At 71.9% G+C, this 18,816-nt stretch carries 14 protein-coding genes; 3 read left to right on the forward strand and 11 right to left on the reverse strand.

Annotated features, from left to right (window positions below; translation table 11 throughout):
* Positions 1 to 23: 23 nt before the first annotated feature.
* The 5 genes from FBY23_RS22215 to rplM form a co-directional block, all read right to left on the reverse strand.
* Entirely contained in the window at positions 24 to 815 is a 792-nt protein-coding gene (locus FBY23_RS22215) for an ABC transporter permease (RefSeq protein ID WP_141800130.1), read from the reverse strand.
* Positions 812 to 1,711 carry an ABC transporter ATP-binding protein gene (locus FBY23_RS22220; RefSeq protein WP_141800131.1) on the reverse strand — a complete coding sequence of 300 codons (900 nt, stop codon included), beginning with the start codon at positions 1,709 to 1,711 and terminating at the stop codon, positions 812 to 814. Before FBY23_RS22220 ends, FBY23_RS22215 begins: the two co-directional genes overlap by 4 nt.
* Before the next feature lie 263 nt (positions 1,712 to 1,974).
* Positions 1,975 to 3,330, reverse strand: coding sequence for a phosphoglucosamine mutase (glmM, locus tag FBY23_RS22225; RefSeq protein WP_141800132.1), 1,356 nt, complete (start codon positions 3,328 to 3,330; stop codon positions 1,975 to 1,977).
* A 100-nt stretch (positions 3,331 to 3,430) separates the two neighbouring features.
* The gene (gene rpsI, locus FBY23_RS22230; RefSeq protein WP_141800133.1) at positions 3,431 to 3,931 is read right to left on the reverse strand and encodes a 30S ribosomal protein S9; all 501 of its coding nucleotides are present in this window, start codon (positions 3,929 to 3,931) and stop codon (positions 3,431 to 3,433) included.
* A gap of 38 nt (positions 3,932 to 3,969) precedes the next feature.
* Positions 3,970 to 4,413 carry a 50S ribosomal protein L13 gene (gene rplM / locus FBY23_RS22235; protein ID WP_141800134.1) on the reverse strand — a complete coding sequence of 148 codons (444 nt, stop codon included), beginning with the start codon at positions 4,411 to 4,413 and terminating at the stop codon, positions 3,970 to 3,972.
* 315 nt (positions 4,414 to 4,728) lie between these two features.
* Between rplM and FBY23_RS22240 the strand changes: the two genes are divergently transcribed.
* Positions 4,729 to 6,018: a citrate synthase gene (locus FBY23_RS22240; RefSeq protein ID WP_141800135.1), complete on the forward strand. Its 1,290-nt coding sequence runs from the start codon at positions 4,729 to 4,731 to the stop codon at positions 6,016 to 6,018.
* Between the two features lie 74 nt (positions 6,019 to 6,092).
* On the opposite strand, the gene FBY23_RS22245 is transcribed toward FBY23_RS22240, so the two are convergent.
* Together FBY23_RS22245 and FBY23_RS22250 are read right to left on the reverse strand one after the other, a co-directional pair.
* Positions 6,093 to 7,394: a M1 family metallopeptidase gene (locus tag FBY23_RS22245; RefSeq protein ID WP_141800136.1), complete on the reverse strand. Its 1,302-nt coding sequence runs from the start codon at positions 7,392 to 7,394 to the stop codon at positions 6,093 to 6,095.
* An 11-nt stretch (positions 7,395 to 7,405) separates the two neighbouring features.
* On the reverse strand, positions 7,406 to 11,263 hold the full coding sequence (locus FBY23_RS22250; protein WP_260806478.1) for a Pls/PosA family non-ribosomal peptide synthetase: 3,858 nt from the start codon (positions 11,261 to 11,263) through the stop codon (positions 7,406 to 7,408).
* Between the two features lie 92 nt (positions 11,264 to 11,355).
* On the opposite strand from FBY23_RS22250, the gene FBY23_RS22255 reads away from it, so the two are divergent.
* Complete coding sequence (locus tag FBY23_RS22255) at positions 11,356 to 12,984, forward strand: long-chain-fatty-acid--CoA ligase (RefSeq protein ID WP_222117910.1); 1,629 nt, start codon at positions 11,356 to 11,358, stop codon at positions 12,982 to 12,984.
* Between the two features lie 171 nt (positions 12,985 to 13,155).
* On the opposite strand, the gene FBY23_RS22260 is transcribed toward FBY23_RS22255, so the two are convergent.
* On the reverse strand, positions 13,156 to 14,208 hold the full coding sequence (locus tag FBY23_RS22260; protein WP_141800138.1) for a type IV toxin-antitoxin system AbiEi family antitoxin domain-containing protein: 1,053 nt from the start codon (positions 14,206 to 14,208) through the stop codon (positions 13,156 to 13,158).
* A 329-nt stretch (positions 14,209 to 14,537) separates the two neighbouring features.
* Here FBY23_RS22260 and FBY23_RS22265 point away from each other — a divergent pair, with 329 nt between their 5' ends.
* Positions 14,538 to 15,725 (forward strand): S1C family serine protease, encoded by a 1,188-nt coding sequence (locus tag FBY23_RS22265; protein WP_141800139.1) that lies wholly within the window; start codon positions 14,538 to 14,540, stop codon positions 15,723 to 15,725.
* Positions 15,726 to 15,738: 13 nt separating this feature from the next.
* Here FBY23_RS22265 and FBY23_RS22270 read toward each other — a convergent pair whose 3' ends face one another.
* The 3 genes from FBY23_RS22270 to FBY23_RS22280 all read right to left on the reverse strand — a co-directional run bounded on the left by FBY23_RS22270 (position 15,739) and on the right by FBY23_RS22280 (position 18,724).
* On the reverse strand, positions 15,739 to 15,921 hold the full coding sequence (locus FBY23_RS22270; RefSeq protein WP_141800140.1) for a DUF5302 domain-containing protein: 183 nt from the start codon (positions 15,919 to 15,921) through the stop codon (positions 15,739 to 15,741).
* A 68-nt stretch (positions 15,922 to 15,989) separates the two neighbouring features.
* Positions 15,990 to 17,027 (reverse strand): GNAT family N-acetyltransferase, encoded by a 1,038-nt coding sequence (locus tag FBY23_RS22275; protein ID WP_141800141.1) that lies wholly within the window; start codon positions 17,025 to 17,027, stop codon positions 15,990 to 15,992.
* A complete protein-coding gene (locus tag FBY23_RS22280) occupies positions 17,024 to 18,724 on the reverse strand; it encodes an ABC-F family ATP-binding cassette domain-containing protein (protein WP_141800142.1) in 1,701 nt (566 codons plus the stop codon). The genes FBY23_RS22275 and FBY23_RS22280 overlap by 4 nt, the downstream gene beginning before the upstream one ends.
* Between the last annotated feature and the right edge of the window lie 92 nt (positions 18,725 to 18,816).

Below are 18,816 nucleotides of genomic sequence, written 5' to 3' on the forward strand. Positions count from 1 at the left end.
CCTAGTGGCGATGCCGCCTCCGGTCAGCCGATGTCGCGACGCAGGGTGGTCAGCCTGCCGAGCACGGCGAACCCGCCGGCGTACGCCAGCAGCACCAGGACCGCGGCCCATCGCGGCAGTAGGTCGACGGTGCCGGCGCTGCCGAGGAAGGACGCGCCGATGAGGGAGTCCGCGGCGCCGCCCGGCAGGTAGGCGGCGACGCCGGCGAGCGAGTCGACCTGGCCGAGCCCGACCCGCACGATCGGCTCGACGAACTGGGTGAAGGCGAGGATCACGACGATCGCCGCGACCTGGTTGGACAGCACGCTGCCGACCGCGACGCCGATCACGGCCCACAGCGCGACGACGACCACGCCGAGCAGCAGGCCGGCGATGACGTCACCGTCGCCGAGGAAGGCGCCGTCGCCCTGCGCGGCGAGCAGCGGCGCGCCACCGGCGACCACCGCGAGCTGGCCGACGACACCGGCGGCGAGCCCGATCGGGACCACGGAGAGCAGCTTGGCGACCAGGAACCGGGTGCGGTCCGGCTCGACGAGCAGGCTCTGCGTGATCGTCTTGTGCCGGAACTCGGTGGTCATCGCCAGGCTGCCGATGACCAGCGGGAAGACGTAGCCGACGCCGTTGACCAGGGAGTACGTCGCCCGGGCGGCGTCCTCGCCGACCAGGGGCGGCTCGGCCCCGTCGGGCACGAAGACGAAGGACGCCGAGACGGCGGCGCCGATGAAGAGCAGGTAGCCGACCATCACGACCAGCAGCAGCCACCAGATCCTGGTGGAGACGAGCTTGCGGTACTCCGCCAGCAGCGCGGCCCTCATCGGTCAGCCTCCGCCCGGGTGAGCTCGAAGAAGAGAGCCTCCAGGTCGACGTCGCGCCGGACCAGCTCGTGGAGCTCGAGGCCGGCCGCGTGGGCGGCAGCGCCGACCTCGGCCGCGGTCGCGCCGTCGACGACGAGGCCGTCGCCGTCGGGCGTCGCGCTCCACCCGCGCTCGGCGGCCAGAGCGGTGAGAGCGTCGGGCCGCGGCGCGACGACGTACGCCGCCGGGGTGGCCCGGGTGCGCAGCTCGGCGAGCGAGGAGGCGTGGCGGAGCCGGCCCTGCGCGATGATCACGACCTCGTCGACGCTGGCCTCGACCTCGCGGAGCAGGTGGCTGGAGACCAGGACCGTGCGGCCCTCGTCGGCGAACTGCCGCAGCAGCCGGCGGATCCACACGATGCCCTCGGGATCGAGGCCGTTCGTCGGCTCGTCGAGGACGATGACCGGCGGGTCGGCGAGCAGTGCGGTCGCCAGGCCCAGCCGCTGCCGCATGCCGAGGGAGTAGCGCCCGACCCGCTGCTTCGCGGCGTGGTCGAGCCCGACCGCCTCGAGCACCTGGCGGCAGCGGGTGCGGGAGACGCCGACCTGGGGCGCGAACACCTCCAGGTGCGCGAGCCCGGTGCGCCCGGGGTGGAAGCTGGAGGCCTCGAGCGCGGCGCCGACGACGCGACCGGGCTGGGCGTGCGCGGCGTACTCCCGCTCACCGACCAGCGCGCGGCCCGCGCTCGGCCGGGTCAGGCCGAGGAGCATGCGCAGCGTGGTCGTCTTACCGGCGCCGTTGGGGCCGAGGAAGCCGGTGACCGCACCAGGACGCACGGTGAACGTCAGGTCGTCGACCGCCCGGACCGCACCGAACTGCTTGGTGAGGCCGTCGATCGCCAGCGTGGGGGCGCTCATGGTGACACCTTGCCAGCCCGGTGGTCGGCCATGACCGGCGGCCGCTTGTAACTACGTGTTACGTGCGCAGAACCGGCGCAACAACGCCCGGGTAGTACCCACAGCACCCGGGTGGATGCCCAACATTCGGCCAGGACAGGTCGCCGGGCATGGCAGCGCGCTCGACCGGTCGGACGACGCCTACCTCGGTGCTACGACATCCGCCCGGGTGCTCTGGCACCAAGAATCGCGCTGTAACACGTAGTTACAAGGGCGACCGGGGGTCACAGCGCCAGGCGCTCGCGTACGACGTCCGCGAGCCGCTGCGCGACACCGTCGGCCTGCTCGGCGGTGGGCGCCTCGACCATCACCCTGACGAGCGGCTCGGTGCCGGAGGGACGCAGCAGCACCCGGCCGGTGCTGCCGAGCTCGGCCTCGGCGCCGGCCACGGCCTCGAGCAGGGCCGGGTCGTCGGTTCGGGTGCGGTCGACGCCGGCGACGTTGACCAGGACCTGCGGGAGGCGGGTCATCACGCCCGCGAGCTGGCGCAGCGAGCGGCCGGTGGTGGCCATCCGGCGGGCGACGTGGAGGGCGGTGAGGATGCCGTCGCCGGTGGTGGCGTGCTCGCGCATGATGACGTGGCCGGACTGCTCACCGCCGAGGCTGAAGCCGCCGCGGCGCATCTCGTCGAGGACGTAGCGGTCGCCGACAGCGGTCTGCACGACGGTGACGCCGGCCTGCTCCATGGCCTGCAGCAGGCCGAGGTTGCTCATCACGGTGGCGACCAGGGTGTCGTCGACCAGGCCGCCGGACTCGCGCAGCGCGAGCGCGAGGATGCCCATGATCTGGTCGCCGTCGACGACCTCGCCGGTGTGGTCGACGGCCAGGCACCGGTCGGCGTCGCCGTCGACCGCGAAGCCGGCGTCGGCGCCGTGGTCGAGCACGGCCTTGCGCAGCGGCTCGAGGTGGGTGGAGCCGCAGCCGTCGTTGATGTTGAGGCCGTCGGGCGAGGCGCCGATGGTGACCACGTCGGCGCCGGCCGCGCTCAGGGCACGGGGCCCGACCTCGCTGGCCGCGCCGTGGGCGCAGTCGAGGACCAGCTTGAGCCCGGCGAGCGGCTTGCCCATCGGGGCGTCGAGGGTGCGGACCAGGTGGTCGACGTACTCCTTGACGGTCGGTCCGTACGGCGTCACGCGGCCCACCGACGCACCGGTCGGCCGGTCCCAGTCCTGGCCGAGCAGCGCCTCGATCTCGCGCTCGAGCGCGTCGTCGAGCTTGACGCCGCCGCGGGCGAGGAACTTGATGCCGTTGTCGGGCATCGGGTTGTGCGAGGCGCTGATGACGACGCCGACGTCGGCGCCGAGGGCGTCGGTGAAGTAGGCGACGCCGGGGGTCGGCAGCACCCGCAGGCGCAGCACGTCGACCCCGGCGGAGGCGAGGCCCGCGACGACCGCGTGCTCGAGGAACTGCCCGGAGATCCGGGTGTCCCGACCGACGACGGCGAGCGGGCGGGGGCGGCTGTAGCCGCCGTGCTCGACGAGCACCCGGGCCGCGGCGCTGCCGAGGTCGACGGCCAGCTCGGCGGTCAGCTTGTCGTTGGCCAGGCCACGGACGCCGTCGGTCCCGAAGATGCGCGGCACGTGCTCTCCCTCTGCGGATGCTCGGTGGTGCGGTGAAATGCCGACAGGGCCACGGACCGCGGCTGCGGTGCGTGGCCCTGTCGTGAGATCTCCGGGGAGATCAGCGCTTGCTGTACTGCGGAGCCTTGCGGGCCTTCTTGAGACCGGCCTTCTTGCGCTCGGTCGCACGGGCGTCGCGGGTCAGCAGACCGGCCTTCTTCAGCGTCGGGCGGTAGGCCTCGAGGTCGATCCCGTTGAGGGAGCGAGCCACGCCGAGGCGCAGGGCGCCGGCCTGACCGGTGATGCCGCCGCCGTGGATGCGGGCGATCACGTCGAAGCGGCCCTCGAGGCCGAGAGCCGCGAACGGCTCGTTGACGACCTGCTGGTGCAGCTTGTTGGGGAAGTAGTCCTCGATGGTCCGACCGTTGATGGTCCAGGTGCCGGTGCCGGGGACGATGCGCACGCGGGCGACGGCCTCCTTGCGGCGACCGGTGGCCGCGCCGGGGGCGACGGTCACGGGACGGTTGTCGGCGACGGCCGACGGGGAGGTCTCGCTGGTGTAGGCGACACCCTGCTCGTCGGTCTCGAAGGTCTCCTCGACCTCGGTGGTGTTCTCAGTCACGATGAAAAGTCCTCAGTCCGTTCAGATCTGTCGAGAAGTCACTGGGAGATCTGGGAGATCTCGTAGGGGACGGCCTTCTGGGCCTGGTGGGGGTGAGCCGGGCCGCTGTAGACCTTCAGCTTCTTGATCATCTGCCGGCCGAGGCGGTTCTTCGGCAGCATGCCCCACACGGCCTTCTCGACGGCCTTGCGGGCGTCCTTGTCGAGGACCTCGCCGATCGGGGTCGCGGTCAGGCCGCCCGGGAAGCCCGAGTGGCGGTAGACCATCTTGTCGGCACGCTTGTTGCCGGACAGGGCGACCTTGTCGGCGTTGATGACGATGACGTAGTCACCGGTGTCGGCGTTCGGGGCGAAGATCGCCTTGTGCTTGCCGCGCAGCAGGTTGGCGGCGGTGACAGCCAGGCGACCGAGGACGACGTCGGTCGCGTCGATCACGAGCCAGGCGCGCTCGACGTCGCCGGGCTTCGGAGCGTAGGTGCGCATGATGCGTACCCTCCTTGCTAGTTCGTTGCCCGTACGACGGTCGCCGCCCGGGTTGCCGTCACGGGCCGGTGTGGACCGCTCGGGCGACGTCTCCTGACGAACTCAGCCCGGCCCACGCACGCTCGTCTCTCGACGATCCATGAGCGATCCGGGTCTGCCCCGACGGCCGACCCTGGGGGCGGCGTACGAAGCGGCAGAAGACGCGACCTGCAAGGCTACGGTGCCTCGTCGCCGACGGCCAAATCCCGGACCCCCCGAACCACGCTTCGGGACACCGCCTTTTGGCTCCGTGTCGTGGGCGACTAGGTTGCAAGGGTGACTGACTCTCTCACCGTACGCGACAACCGCACCGGCGCGGAGTACGAGATCCCGATCACCGACGGCACCATCAAGGCCGCCGACCTCGGGCAGATCAAGCTCAACGACGACGAGCCGGGCATCGCGACCTACGACCCGGGCTTCGTGAACACGGCCTCCTGCCGCAGCGCCATCACCTACATCGACGGCGACAAGGGCATCCTCGAGTACCGCGGGTACCCGATCGAGCAGCTCGCCGAGAAGTCGAACTTCCTCGAGGTGGCCTACCTCCTCATCCACGGCGAGCTGCCCACCAAGGAGCAGTACGACACCTGGGTGCACGAGATCACCTACCACACGTTCGTGCACGAGAACGTGAAGGGCTTCATGGAGGGCTTCCGCTACGACGCGCACCCGATGGGGATGCTGATGGCGTCGGTGGGGGCCCTCTCGACGTTCTACCCGGAGTCGGCCCGCATCGAGGACCCCGACAACCGCCACATCCAGATCGTCCGGATGATCGCCAAGATGCCGACCCTCGGCGCCTGGGCCTTCCGCCACGCTCAGGGCAAGCCCTACGTCTACCCGGACAACGAGCTGTCGTACGCCGAGAACTTCCTCTCGATGCTCTTCAAGATGAGCGAGACGAAGTACGCCGGCGACCCGCGCATCGTCAAGGCGCTCGACACGCTGTTCATCCTGCACGCCGACCACGAGCAGAACTGCTCCACCAATGCCGTCCGCTCGGTCGGCTCCTCGCAGGTCGACCCGTACTCGGCCGTCGCCGCCGGCATCGGTGCGCTCTACGGTCCGCTGCACGGCGGCGCCAACGAGGCCGTTCTCAAGATGCTGCGCCGGATCGGGACCGTCGAGAACATCCCCGCCTTCATCGAGGGTGTCAAGAACGGCGAAGAGCGGCTGATGGGCTTCGGCCACCGGGTCTACAAGAACTTCGACCCGCGCGCCAAGATCATCAAGAAGGCCTGTGACGACGTCTTCGAGGTCACCGGGGTCAACCCGCTGCTCTCGGTCGCCAAGGAGCTGGAGCGGATCGCGCTGGAGGACGAGTACTTCATCAAGCGCAAGCTCTACCCCAACGTCGACTTCTACTCGGGCCTGATCTACGAGGCGCTCGAGTTCCCGCCCGAGATGTTCACGGTCCTGTTCGCGATCGGCCGCACCCCCGGCTGGCTCGCGCAGTGGCTGGAGCTGACCGGCGACAAGGAGCAGAAGATCGCCCGCCCGAAGCAGATCTACACCGGCGACCGCGGCCTGACCTTCGTTCCCGCGGAGGAGCGCTGGGCCTGATCCCACCCGCCTTCTCGCGGCTTGTCTCGACCCCGGTCACCTGGTGACCGGGGTCGTTTCGCGTCTGCGGGCGCTCAGCCCCGCGGGTAGGCCGGCAGTGCGGCGTCGTACAGCCACGGCCCCAGCACCGCCGCGACGTCCGCCCCCGTGTGCGCGGACGCGAAGTCGAGGAAGTCCCCGGTGGTGACCGACTCCCCCGCCCGCGAGGAGGCCCAGTCGCGCAGCACGGCGAAGAACGCGTCGTCGCCGACGGCGATGCGCAGGGCGTGGAGGGCGAGGGCGCCGCGCTTGTAGACGCGGTCGTCGAACATCAGCTCCGGGCCGGGGTCTGCGAGCAGCAGGTCCTGGTCGAGGTCGGCGAGGCGTTCGTGGTGGTGGCGGGCCCACCCGTCGCAGGTGCGTGGGCCGCCGCTCTCCTCCGACCACAGCCACTCGGCGTAGCAGGCGAATCCCTCGTGCAGCCAGATGTCCTGCCAGCGGCGCAGGGTGACGGCGTTGCCGTACCACTGGTGGGCGAGCTCGTGGGCGATCAGCCGGACCTGCGACCAGTCGGAGGAGCAGAAGTTGCGCCCGAAGGTCGACAGGCTCTGGCTCTCGAGGGGGATCTCGAGGTCGTCGTCGGTGATCACGGCCGCGTACGCGTCGAACGGATACGGCCCGAAGACGCGCTCGAAGAAGGCGAGCATCGCGGGCTGCTGGTCGAAGGAGTCGACCAGGTCGGCGTCCGGCGGCCCGATGGTGCGGGTGCGGGCGTCGTGCTCGGTCGTCTCGTAGCGGCCGATCTGGACGGTCGCCAGGTAGGTGGCCATCGGCCGGTCCATCACCCAGGTCCAGCTCTCGAGGCTCGCGCGGCGCTGGTGGGCGACGAGGGTGCCGTTGGCGACCACCGTGTAGCCGGTGGGCGCGGCCAGGGTGAGCCGGTACGTCGCCTTGTCGTCGGGCCGGTCGTTGCACGGGAACCAGGTCGGCGCGCCGTGCGGCTGGGCGGCCACGATCACGCCGTCCTCGAGCTCCTCCCAGCCGGCGTCGCCGTGGTACTTGTCGATCACCGGCTTCGGCGAACCGCCGTACACGATCGTTAGCCGCAAGGACGCGCCTGCGGCGGCCGGGCGGTCGAGCTGCAGCACGAGCCGGTGGTCGCGGCCCGTCCACTTCTTGACCCGGCCGCCATCGAGCCGCACCTTCGAGGCCCGCAGGTGCGCGAGGTCGAGCACCAGGCGAGCGGTCTGCTCGCGTACGACGAGGTCGAGCACCGCGGTGCCATTGAGGCGGTTGCCGTCGGGGACGTAGACCAGGTCGAGGTCGTAGTGCCGCACGGCGTACGACGGGTCGCCGTGGCCGGGCAGGTACGGGTCGGCGGTGGGCAGGTGGGGCACGAGCAACGACCTCAGTCGGCCCACGGACCGATGGGGTTGCCGATCCAGCGCGTCTTGTCCGGCACGGACTCCCCCCTCATCACCAACGACACCGGGCCGACCGTAGCGTGCTTGCCCAACGACGCGGCAGGCAGCACCACGGAGTTGGGGCCGACGGTGGCGCCGCGGTGCAGCCGGACCGTGTCGGTGGCGAGCAGCCGGTCGTGGAACAGGTGGGTCTGCACGACGCTGCCCTGGTTGACGGTGGCGCCGTCGCCGAGCTCGACGAGGTCGGGCTCGGGCAGCCAGTACGACTCGCACCACACGCCGCGGCCGACCTTGGCGCCCATCGCCTTGAACCACACGGCGATCAGCGGCGATCCGGTGGCAAGACCTGCGAACCACGGGGTCGCGACCACCTCGACGAAGGTGTCGGCGAGCTCGTTGCGCCACACGAAGGAGCTCCACAACGGGTGCGAGCCGGCCCGCACGCGGCCGACCAGCAGCCACTTGGCGAGGATCGCCACGACGCCGGCGACGAGGCCGGCGGCCCACAACAGCAGCGGTACGACGACCACGCCGGCCAGCGCCCCGTGCCGGTCCCACACGGCGAGGGTCCCCAGCACCACGGCGAGGTGCAGGGCCACGGCCAGCGTGACGGGCAGCAGCCGGGCGACCTCCCAGCACGCGCGCGCGACCTTGAGCCGGGCCGGCGGGGCGTAGGTGCGCTCGTCGGCGGAGCCCTGCGCGGCCCGGCGCAGGGGCGCGGGCGGGCTGCCGAGCCAGGACTCGCCGGCCTTGACGGTGCCACGGGCCGGGGCTGCGGAGAGGACCGCGACCAGCGAGCGCTTCGGCACCTTCCGGCCAGGGGCTGCCATCGCGGAGTTGCCGACGAAGGCGCGCTTGCCGACCTTGACCCGCTCGGCACGCAGCCAGCCGCCGCCGAGCTCGTAGCCGCCGATCAGCGTGTCGTCGGCGAGGAACGCCTGGTCGCTGACGCTGACCAGCGACGGGATCATCAGCGCGGTGGAGGCCTCGACGTCCTTGCCGATCCTCGCGCCCAGCAGCCGCAGCCAGCCGGGCGTCAGCTGTGAGCTGTAGAGCGGGAACAGCCAGGTCCGGGCCTCGTCGAGCACCCGGATCGTCGACCACACGCACAACGCCGGGCGGCTCTGCAGCGGGTGCGCGCCGGCCCTGACTCCGAGCGCGAGGAGTCGCACGGCCGCGAGGATCAGCAGCGCCAGCACGACGACGCCGGCCAGTACGGCGGGCACCAGCCAGGGCAGCAGCGCGGCGGCCGCGCCGCCGGCGCTGGCGGTCGTGCCGACGCCGGCGAGCAGCAGCACCGGGACCGCGACCACCAGCACCGCGATCGCCGGCAGGCAGGACAGCAGACCCGCCACGGCGCCGTACGCGATCGCCCAGGTGCGCAGCGAGCGGCGCGACGCCGGCGGACGCTCGGCCCACGGGCCGCGGGCCGCTGAGCTCATCCGGACCGCGGGCGCTCCGGACCAGAACTCGCCCGTGGGCACCTCGCCGAAGAGCGCGGAGCCGGGCGCCACCTCGGCGTCGTCGCCGACGACGGCACCGGGGCAGAGCATCGAGCGGGTGCCGACCCGGGCGCGGCGCCCGACCCGGATGCCACCGACGTGGAGGGTGTCGCCGTCGATCCAGTAGCCGGTCAGGTCGACCTCCGGCTCGATCGACGCACCCTTCCCGACGGTCAGGTGGCCGGTGACGGGGGGCAGCGAGTGCAGGTCGGCGCCGCGGGCCACCTTGGCGCCCAGCAGGCGCGCGTACCAGGTGATGTACGGCGCCCCCGCGAGCCGGGTCGCGCCGAGCTCGTCGGCCAGCCGTTCGGCCGTCCAGATCCGCAGGTGCACCTTGCCGCCGCGCGGGTAGGCGCCCGGCCTCACGCCGGCGAGCACCGCCTGGGCGAGCTTGGCGGCCAGGAACATCCTCCCCGGCGGGCTGACGAACACGACGAGCAGCAGCGCCAGCACCCACCACGGCACGGCCGGCAGCCAGGCGACGTCGAGCACCTCGTGGCCGAGCCTGGCGAGGGTCAGGATCCCTGCGATCCACCGGGGTGCGGCGAGCGCGCGCAGCAGCGGGATCGCCAGCACCTGGCCGATCTGGGTCTTGCGCGGGATCGGCTTCACCTTGCGGCTCTGTTCGGCCAGCGCGCTCGGTTCGAGCGAGTCGAGGAAGCCGGCCAGCCCGTCGACCGTGGGGTTCTCGTAGAGGTCGGCGACGGTCAGCTCGGCGTGGTCCTTGCGCAGGAGCGTCACCACCTGAGCGGCGGTGAGGCTGCCGCCGCCGAGGTCGAAGAAGTCCGACTCCGGGCCGTCGGGCGCGGCACCGATCACCTTCTGCCAGACCTCGGCGATCCGGGCGGCGGTGCCGTGCAGGCCCGCATCGACGGGGTCGGCGGTCGCGAGCGGCCAGGGCAGCGCATCCCTGTCGACCTTGCCGGAGGTGCGGGTCGCGATGTCGTCGACGACCGCGAGGCGGGGCACGAGCGCGGCCGGCATGGTGGCCCGCAGGTGGGCGGTGGCCGCGGCGCCGTCGTACTCCGCCGTGGTGGCGACGTAGCCGACGAGGAGCTGGTTGCCCGTGCTGGTGCGGCGTACGGCGGCCGCCGCCGCGCTCACGCCGGGCAGTGCCAGCAGCGCGGAGTCGATCTCGCCGAGCTCGATCCGGCGACCGCCGACCTTGACCTGGTCGTCGGCGCGGCCGGCGAACTGCAGGCCGGCCGGATCGTTGATGACGATGTCGCCGCTGCGGTAGGCCCGGTCCCAGCCGAGCGTCGGCATCGGGGCGTACTTCTCGGCGTCCTTGGCGGGATCGAGGTAGCGGGCAAGGCCGACGCCGCCGATGATCAGCTCGCCGCGCTCCCCCTCCGCCACGGGCTCACCGGTCGCGGGATCGACGACGACCAGGTCCCAGCCGGCCAGCGGGAGGCCGATCCGCACCGGGCCGTCCGCGTCGACCAGCGCGCCGCACGCGACGACGGTGGCCTCGGTGGGGCCGTAGGTGTTCCACACCTCGCGGCCGGGCCGGACCAGGCGGACGGCCAGCTCGGGAGGCAGCGCCTCGCCGCCGAGGATCACCATCCGCACCTTCTCCAGGGCGTCGTCGGGCCACAGGCTCACCAGCGTCGGGACGGTCGAGACGATCGTGATGTCGTTGGCGGTCAGCCACGGGCCGACATCGACGCCGCTGCGGACCAGCGCGCGGGGCGCGGGGACCAGGCAGGCGCCGTACCGCCAGGCGAGCCACATCTCCTCACAGCTCGCGTCGAAGGCGACGCTCAGACCCGCCATCACCCGGTCGGCGGGACCGACGGGATCGTCCTGCAGGAACATCAGCGACTCGGCGTCGACGAAGGCCGCGGCGTTGCGGTGCGTGACGGCGACGCCCTTGGGGGTGCCGGTCGAGCCGGACGTGAAGATCACCCACGCGTCGTCCTGCGGCATCGGGTCCCGCCGGGCCCGGGGCGCACCCTCGCGGCGGGACTCGATGACCAGGCCCGCGCCGATCAGCGCGGCGATCTGCGCCTCGCCGAACACCAGCCGGGCACGCTCGTCGGGATCGTCGGCGTCGACCGGCACGTAGGCCGCGCCGGCGAAGAGGATCCCCATGATCGCGACGTACAGGTCGGTCGTGCCGGACGGCAGCCGGACCCCGACCTTGTCGCCCGCCCCGATCCCGAGCTCCGCGAGCTCGACCGCCACGGTCTCGGCCGCCTCCGCGAACTCTGCGTAGGTGACCGTGTCGTTGCCGCTGTCGAGCGCCATCGCGTCGGGGTGGTCGGCCGCCGTACGCCGGAAGACGTCGACGAGCGTGCGCGACGCGGGTGCTTCGGCGCCGCGGAGCAGGGGGTTCACCTCTCGATCCTCGTCGACGGAGGTGAACGGGAAGTGGCCTGCGGATGCGTGGTCCGTTGTGCCCGTTTGTGATGTGGGACACAATCTGCGACGTGAGCGCGACGACGGAGTCCACCACCCCACCGACCAAGGCCTGGCCGCCCGCCACGCCGCCCGAGCCCACCTACGTCGAGGACCGGCTCAACTACTGGGCCGAGGCCACGCCCGACGCCGAGGCGATGACCTACCTCGGCCGCACCTGGACGTGGAAGGAGTGGCACGACCGGGTCCACCGTGCGGCCGGCGGGCTGCGCGACCTCGGCATCGCGCGCGGTGACGTCGTCTCGTTCCTCGACAAGAACCACCCGGCCTGCGTGGAGATCAGCCTCGCCGCCGGCTCGATCGGCGCCGCCAACGCGATCATCAACTGGCGCTCGGCGGGCGACGAGATCGACTACGCCGTCAACGACTCCGGCGCGAAGGTGCTCTTCGTCGGCCGCGAGCTGATGCCGACCATCACGGCGATCCGCGACCGGCTGCCGAACGTGCAGAAGATCATCGAGGTCACCCCCGAGGGCGGGGAGGACGACGAGTACGAGCAGTTCCTCGCCTCGTCCACCCCGTGCGACGACGGTCCCGACGTGCTCGAGGACGATGTGTGCCTGGTGATGTACTCCTCCGGCACGACCGGGCGGCCCAAGGGCGTCATGCTCACCCACCGCAACATGGTCCGGCACACGATCAACGGCCACGACGGCTGGGGATTCGAGCCCGGCGACAAGTCGATGGTGGCCATGCCGCTGTTCCACGTCGGCGGGTCGTCGTACGTCCTGTTCGGCATCCACGACGGCATCCCCAGCGTGATGACCCGCGAGCCCGACGCCGCCTCGCTCGCCGGCGCGATCATGGCCGGCGCCAACCGCACCTTCCTCGTCCCCGCCGTCCTGGCCCAGGTGCTCCAGGCGGGTCCCGACGCGGTGAAGCTGTTCGGGCTGCTCAAGACCTACACGTACGGCGCCGCGCCGATGCCGCCGCCGCTGCTGCGCGCCGCGATGGAGGCCTGGCCCGACACCGACTTCATCCAGGTCTACGGACTCACCGAGGTCGCCGGCGTCGCCACTCACCTGATGCCCGAGGACCACCGCACCGCCGAGGCCGACGGCCACCCGGAGCGACTCGTCTCGGCCGGCAAGCCGCTGCCCGAGTGCGAGGTCCGGATCGTCGACCCTGCGTCGTTGACGGACGTGGGAGTGGGCGAGCACGGGGAGATCTGGCTGAAGACCCCGCAGCTGATGAAGGGCTTCCTCAACAAGCCGGAGGCCACCGCCGAAGTGATCACCGACGACGGCTGGTTCCGCACGGGCGACATGGGTCACGTCGACGAGGACGGCTACGTCTTCGTCTCCGACCGGCTCAAGGACATGATCATCACCGGCGGCGAGAACGTGTACTCCCCCGAGGTCGAGCGGGTCCTCTCCGAGCACCCGGGCGTGCTCGAGGTCGCGGTGATCGGCGTACCCGATCCGACGTGGGGCGAGTCGGTCAAGGCCGTCGTCGCGCTGCGCGAGGGCTCGGACGCCACCGAGGTCGAGCTGATCGAGTGGACCCGCGAGCGGCTCGCGCACTACAAGGCGCCGAAGTCGGTCGACATCATCACCGCGCTGCCACGCAACCCCACCGGCAAGATCCTCAAGCGCGAGCTGCGCAAGCCGTACTGGGAGGAGCAGGAGCGGCAGGTCTGAGAGCGCTGCTCGTTCCGCGCGCCCCCCGCCCCGCTCCTCGCGCTGTAACACGCCGTCCTCCTGACTGATCGGCGCTTGTCAGCAGGAAAATGCCGATTTCTGGCCGATTTCTGCTGACAACCGCCGGGTAGTCGCATGGACAGCGTGTTACTTACATCCGCACCGCGACGCTCACGGCGACCAGCGCGGAAGGACCGGCCCGCGCTGTACGACGACCCGCGGTTTGGGACCACGAGGTCGGAACTGCGCGAGGTCGGAGACGTCCGTACCGAACCGGGAGCAGGTGTCGAGGAACTCGCGCCGACAGCGCTCGAGGGCGGTGGTGCGCCCGCGGCCGAAGAAGTCGTTCCAGGTCAGCCGTGACACGCCGGTCTTGAAGCCGGTCACGAAGTCCTGGCGGAGCTTCTCGTCCCAGAGCGTCTCCTCGGGTGGCTTCAACGACAGACCGCCGGCATGGGCAGGCCGCAGCTTCAGCTTGCTGTCGATCTCGAAGAAGTGCCGGCCCAGACGAAGATCGCACCATGCCGTGCGACCGTCCGCGGTCAACCCGAACTGGGGCTGCGGAACGCCGTACCCGAGCTCGGACACGAAGTCCCTCCCGAGGGTCTCGGCGACAGAGTCGGTCAGCGGCGACGTCGACGCGACGACGTCGTCGACCACGGTGACATATGGCCAGTGCCTCATCGCGGCGGCCGCCACCGAGAGGTCCACCCGCGTCGCGCCCGCCCGGAGCGCGGAGTCAGCGGCAACGAGGCCCTGGAGGTAGCCGTGCTCGCGGGCGATGTCGAGACTGGTCCGCGCCAGGTCGAGGGCAGGAAAGCCGTCGACAAGCACCACCTGTTCGCCCCGGTACGGCGCCAGGTGGTGCTTCACTCCGTGGCGCAGGTGGGAGCCGACGATGCCGGGACGGCCGACGTGCGTGATCGGCTTTCGCTCGTGGAGGACCTCCAACTGCTGGAGGTGGGCCGAGGAGTGGTGGGACAGGACGTGCGGGGCATCGACGCGCAGGCTCGCGGCACGGTCGGCGAGCACCCGACGCTGGACGTCCGTGGTGAGCGCGTCGACGTACGCCTTCTCGGCATAGACGCCGCGCCGCACCGCGACCCAAGAACCGGACCGGAGCAGGCTGTCGACCTGGTGCCCCGCCATGCCGGCCTCCATCGCCTGGCGCCTCGTGACCAGTCCTCCTTGCGCGCTCATCAGCGCCACTACCCGAGCGTTCATGGAGACGAGGATCAGCGCCACCCGCGGCCATCCGCGCCGAACCTCGCCGCCCTGTGGAGGGAGCCCCTGCCGAGCGGCCCCTGTGGACGCTCGAGGACACGTCCTGGGGCGCGTGAGCCCGCCGAAGTAACACGCCGTCCACCCGACTGGTCGGCGCAAGTCAGCAGAATCGGACCCGAATCGATGCCATTTCAGCTGAGAACCGCCCGGTAGACAGATGGACAGCGTGTTACTTGTCCCGGCCGCCACGCCCGCCCGCCCAGCCCTCTCAGGGCAACTCCTCAACCCGTCCTCAGCCGGATCACAGGGACGCTCACCACGATGGGGGCATGACCCAGTTCCCGCCGCCGCCTCCGTTCCCGCCGGCCTCGTTCGGACCGACGCCGTCCCCACAGCGGCGTCCCCGCCGGGCCGGGTTCGCGGTGGCGGTGCTGACCGGTGCCCTGGTGGTCGGCGGCGGGGCCGGGGTCGCCACGGCGGCGATCTACGACAGCGCGTCGGGCGGCTCCGGTGGTTCCGGCAACACACCCCTCTCGGTGGTCGACAACGGCAACCCCAAGCCGGCGTCGGGCAGCGTGGAGGCGGTCGCTGCCGCCGTACTGCCGTCCGTGGTGGCGCTCGACGTCAGCGGCGGCGGGGCGGCGGGCAGCGGGTCGGGTGTCGTGCTCGACACGGAGGGCCTGATCCTCACCAACGACCACGTGGTGACCCTCGGCGGGGAGATCCCGGCCGACCAGGCCGAGGTGACCGTGTCGTTCAACAACGGCAAGAAGGTGCGCGCCACCGTCGTCGGCACCGACCCGCTGACCGACACCGCGCTGGTCAAGGTCGAGGGCGTCGCCGACCTGAAGCCGATCACCATCGGCAAGTCGAGCAACCTCGACGTGGGCGAGCAGGTCGTCGCGATCGGGTCGCCCTTCGGCCTGGACGCTACGGTCACCAGCGGCATCGTCAGCGCGCTCGACCGCCCTGTCGAGGTCGCCCGCGACGCGCAGGGCAACGCCACGGCGTACCCCGCCATCCAGACCGACGCGGCGATCAACCCGGGCAACAGTGGCGGCCCGCTGGTCAACATGGACGGCCAGCTGGTCGGCATCAACGCGTCCATCCGGTCGACGTCGTCGGGTCAGCAGGGTGCCGAGTCGGGCTCGATCGGACTGGGCTTCGCGATCCCGATCGACGAGGTGCTGCCGATCATCGACCAGCTCCGGTCGGGCGAGACGCCGACGCACGCACGGCTGGGCATCCAGGTCGCCGACGTCGGTGGTACGGCGGGCTCGAGCGACACCACGCTCAGCGGCGCCCGCATCGCCCAGCTCGAGAAGGGCTCGGCCGCGGCCGACGCCGGCCTGAAGCAGGACGACGTCATCACCGCGATCGACTCCCACCAGATCGACGGCAGCGAGGCTCTGATCGCGACGATCCGCTCCTACCGACCCGGCGACAGCGTCAAGGTGACCTACCTGCGGGGCGGCAAGGAGAGCACGACCGAGCTCAAGCTCGGCTCGGACTCCTAGTGTCCTGTCGACACTAGGAGCCGCCGCCCCCGGCCTTGCGCCGGTGCATCTTCGGAGCGCCGCCGACGACCTCGGAGCCGTGTGCCTTCTCCTTGGTCGGCCCGTCCGCGTGGACGCCCTGCTCCTTGTGGTTCTTGCGGTCGAGGGCCTCGCGCATCTTCGCCTTGAGATCGTCGTTCGCACCGTTGGCAGTCATGGTCGTCCTTCCACAGCAAGAGGGGTGACACCCCCACCGTTGCATCCCGGCGCGCCGGAACCAAGGGATTAATCGCGCGGGGCGGCGATCTTCTGCAGCTCGGCCGAGCGGGCGGTCGGCGCGAAGCCCATCAGCTCGTTGACGGCGATCATCGGGCCGTTGACCTCGGCGTTCCAGGTCACGACGCGGCGCCCGGTCGTGTCGAGGTCGCGCTGCAGGGCCCGCAGGTTCGCGACCTTGAGCGCCAGGCCGAGCCGGTGGCCGCGGTGGTCGCGCCGCACCAGCGTGCCCCACTGGTGCACGAAGACGGGCTCGTGGTCGGGGACCATCAGCTGCGTGTAGCCGACGACCTCACCGGCACCGCCGAGCGCGACCGTGTGCCACGGCGTGCGGCCCTGGCGGGCCTGGAGCGCCTCGGCGGTGCGGTACGCCGCGACGTCGGCGGACTCCTCCCCGCGCGTCACCTCACCGGCCGGCGCCTCGGTCATCAGCGTGCTGGAGACGGCCAACCAGCCGGCGACGAGGTCGTCGGGGATCGGCCCGGCCCACGACACGATCCGGTACGCCGCGTGGTGCGCCGCCGCACCAGCGGCCAGCTCCGCGAGCCGGTCGTCCGTGGCGGGCAGCGGCAGCTCGCGCTGCACCTCGCCGATCCCGAACCCGTAGCCGTGGCGGGCCGCGAAGACGATCCCGGCCGTACCGGCGCCGTCGGCGGGACCGTCGTAGGTCCACTGGGCGCGGGCATCGAGGCGGGTCCGGCCCTCGCCGGCCGCGAGCTCCTCGAGCCGGTCCAGCAGCTGCCCGCCCAGGCCGCGGCGGCGGTGGGACGGCAGCACGTGGACGTCGAGCTGGGCTCCGTCGAGGTTGTCGAGCAGGCGCACCGCCAGCCAGCCGGCGGCGACCGGCTCCCCGCCGACCAGCCCGAGCAGGAAGGAGTCGCGGCGCAGCCGGTCCGGCTCACGTACGACGACCGCGAGCTCCTCGGCGGCCCACGGCGTCGCGTGGTGGCCGAGCTCGTGGCGCAGCGAGGCCGCGACCACCTCGGCCCAGGCGAGGATCGCGGCGTCGTCGCCCGGCCCGATCGTGACCAGCTCCAGCGCACTCATCGGGCCCGGGCCACTCGTCCCTCGTCCCAGACCGGCCCGTCGGACTCGTAGACCGTGCCGTCGGCGCCGAACACGCAGAACCGGTCGAACCCGCGGGCGAACCAGCGGTCGTGGGTGACCGCGACGACGGTCCCGTCGAAGGCGGCCAGGCCCTCCTCGAGGGCCTCGGCGGACTGCACGTCGAGGTTGTCGGTGGGCTCGTCGAGCAGCAGCAGGGTCGCCCCGGACAGCTCGAGCAGCAGGATCTGGAAGCGTGCCTGCTGACCGCCGGACAGCGACTCGAAGGGCTGCTCGGCACTGGCCGCGAGCTCGTAGCGGTCGAGGACCCGGCTCGCCTGCTCGCGCCCCATCCCCTGGCGCCCGTTCGGTACGCCGTCGCCGCGGTGCAGGATCTCGACCAGCGTCCGGCCGACCAGCTCGGGGTGCTCGTGGGTCTGCACGAACCAGCCCGGCCGCACCCGGGCACCCAGCCGGGCCCGACCGCTGTGCCGCACCGGCGCGATCTCGACGTCCCCGACCGGGCGGTGCTCCACGTCGGGGTCGCTGCCGCCCGCGGCGAGCAGCCGCAGGAAGTGGGACTTGCCGGAGCCGTTGGACCCCAGCACGGCCAGCCGGTCGCCGTACCAGACCTCGAGGTCGAAAGGCTTCATCAGGCCGGTCAGCTCCAGCGACTCGCACACCACCGCGCGCTTGCCGGTCCGCGCCCCCGAGAGCCGCATCGTGACCTGCTGCTCGCGCGGCTGCTCGGTCGGCGGGCCGGCCTCCTCGAACTTGCGCAGCCGGGTCTGCGCCGCGCGGTACTGCGACGACATGCCGTCGTTGTACTCCGCCTTGATCTTGAGCCGCAGCACCAGGGCCTTGATCTTGGCGTGCTCCTCGTCCCAGCGCCGGCGCAGCTCGGCGAAGCGGGCGAACCGGTCCTTCCTGGCCTCGTGGTACGACGCGAAGCCGCCCGGGTGCGTCCAGACGCTGTTGCCCCCGCCGCCCGCCCCGAGCTCGACGGTGACCACGTGGGTGGCGGCGTTGGCGAGCAGCTCGCGGTCGTGGCTGATGAACAGGATCGTCTTGTCGGAGGCGGCGATCCGCTGCTCCAGCCAGATCTTGCCGGGGACGTCGAGGAAGTTGTCGGGCTCGTCGAGGAGCAGCACCTCCTCCGGTCCGGCGAGGAGGTACTCGAGCACGAGCCGCTTCTGCTCGCCGCCGCTCAACGTGCGCAGCTCGCGGTACTTCGCCCGGTCGTAGGGCAGTGCCAGCGCCTTGACGGTGCACACGTCCCAGACCACCTCGACGTCGTAGCCGCCGGCGTCGGCGTACTCGGCCAGGGCGTGGGCGTAGGCCAGCTGGGTGGCCTCGTCGTCGGTGTCCATCAGGGCCAGCTCCCAGCGGTCGACCTCGGCCGCCGCCTTGCGGACCCGCTCGGGCGCGAGGCCGAGCAGCAGGTCCGCGATGGTCGGCTCGTCGCCGAGGCCGCGGTCGACCATCTGGCGCATCACGCCGAGCCCGCCGGAGCGGGTGACCGCACCGGCGTGGGGCACGAGGTCGCCCGTGATGATGCGCAGCAGGGTGGTCTTGCCCGCACCGTTGGCGCCGACCAGCGCGACCTTGGCGCCGTCCCCGACCCGGAACGACACGTCGTCGAGCAGCACCCGCCCGTCGGGCAGCTCGAACCGGACACCGGCGACCTCCACATGACCCACGAGGGTCGATTCTCCGCGACGAGGCCGCCGGCCGCGAACCGATTTCACCGCCCCGTGCGGCTCCGAGGAACGAGGCGGCGCACGGACCAGGC

Source organism: Nocardioides sp. SLBN-35 (assembly GCF_006715725.1).
In the GTDB taxonomy this organism is placed as follows: domain Bacteria; phylum Actinomycetota; class Actinomycetes; order Propionibacteriales; family Nocardioidaceae; genus Nocardioides.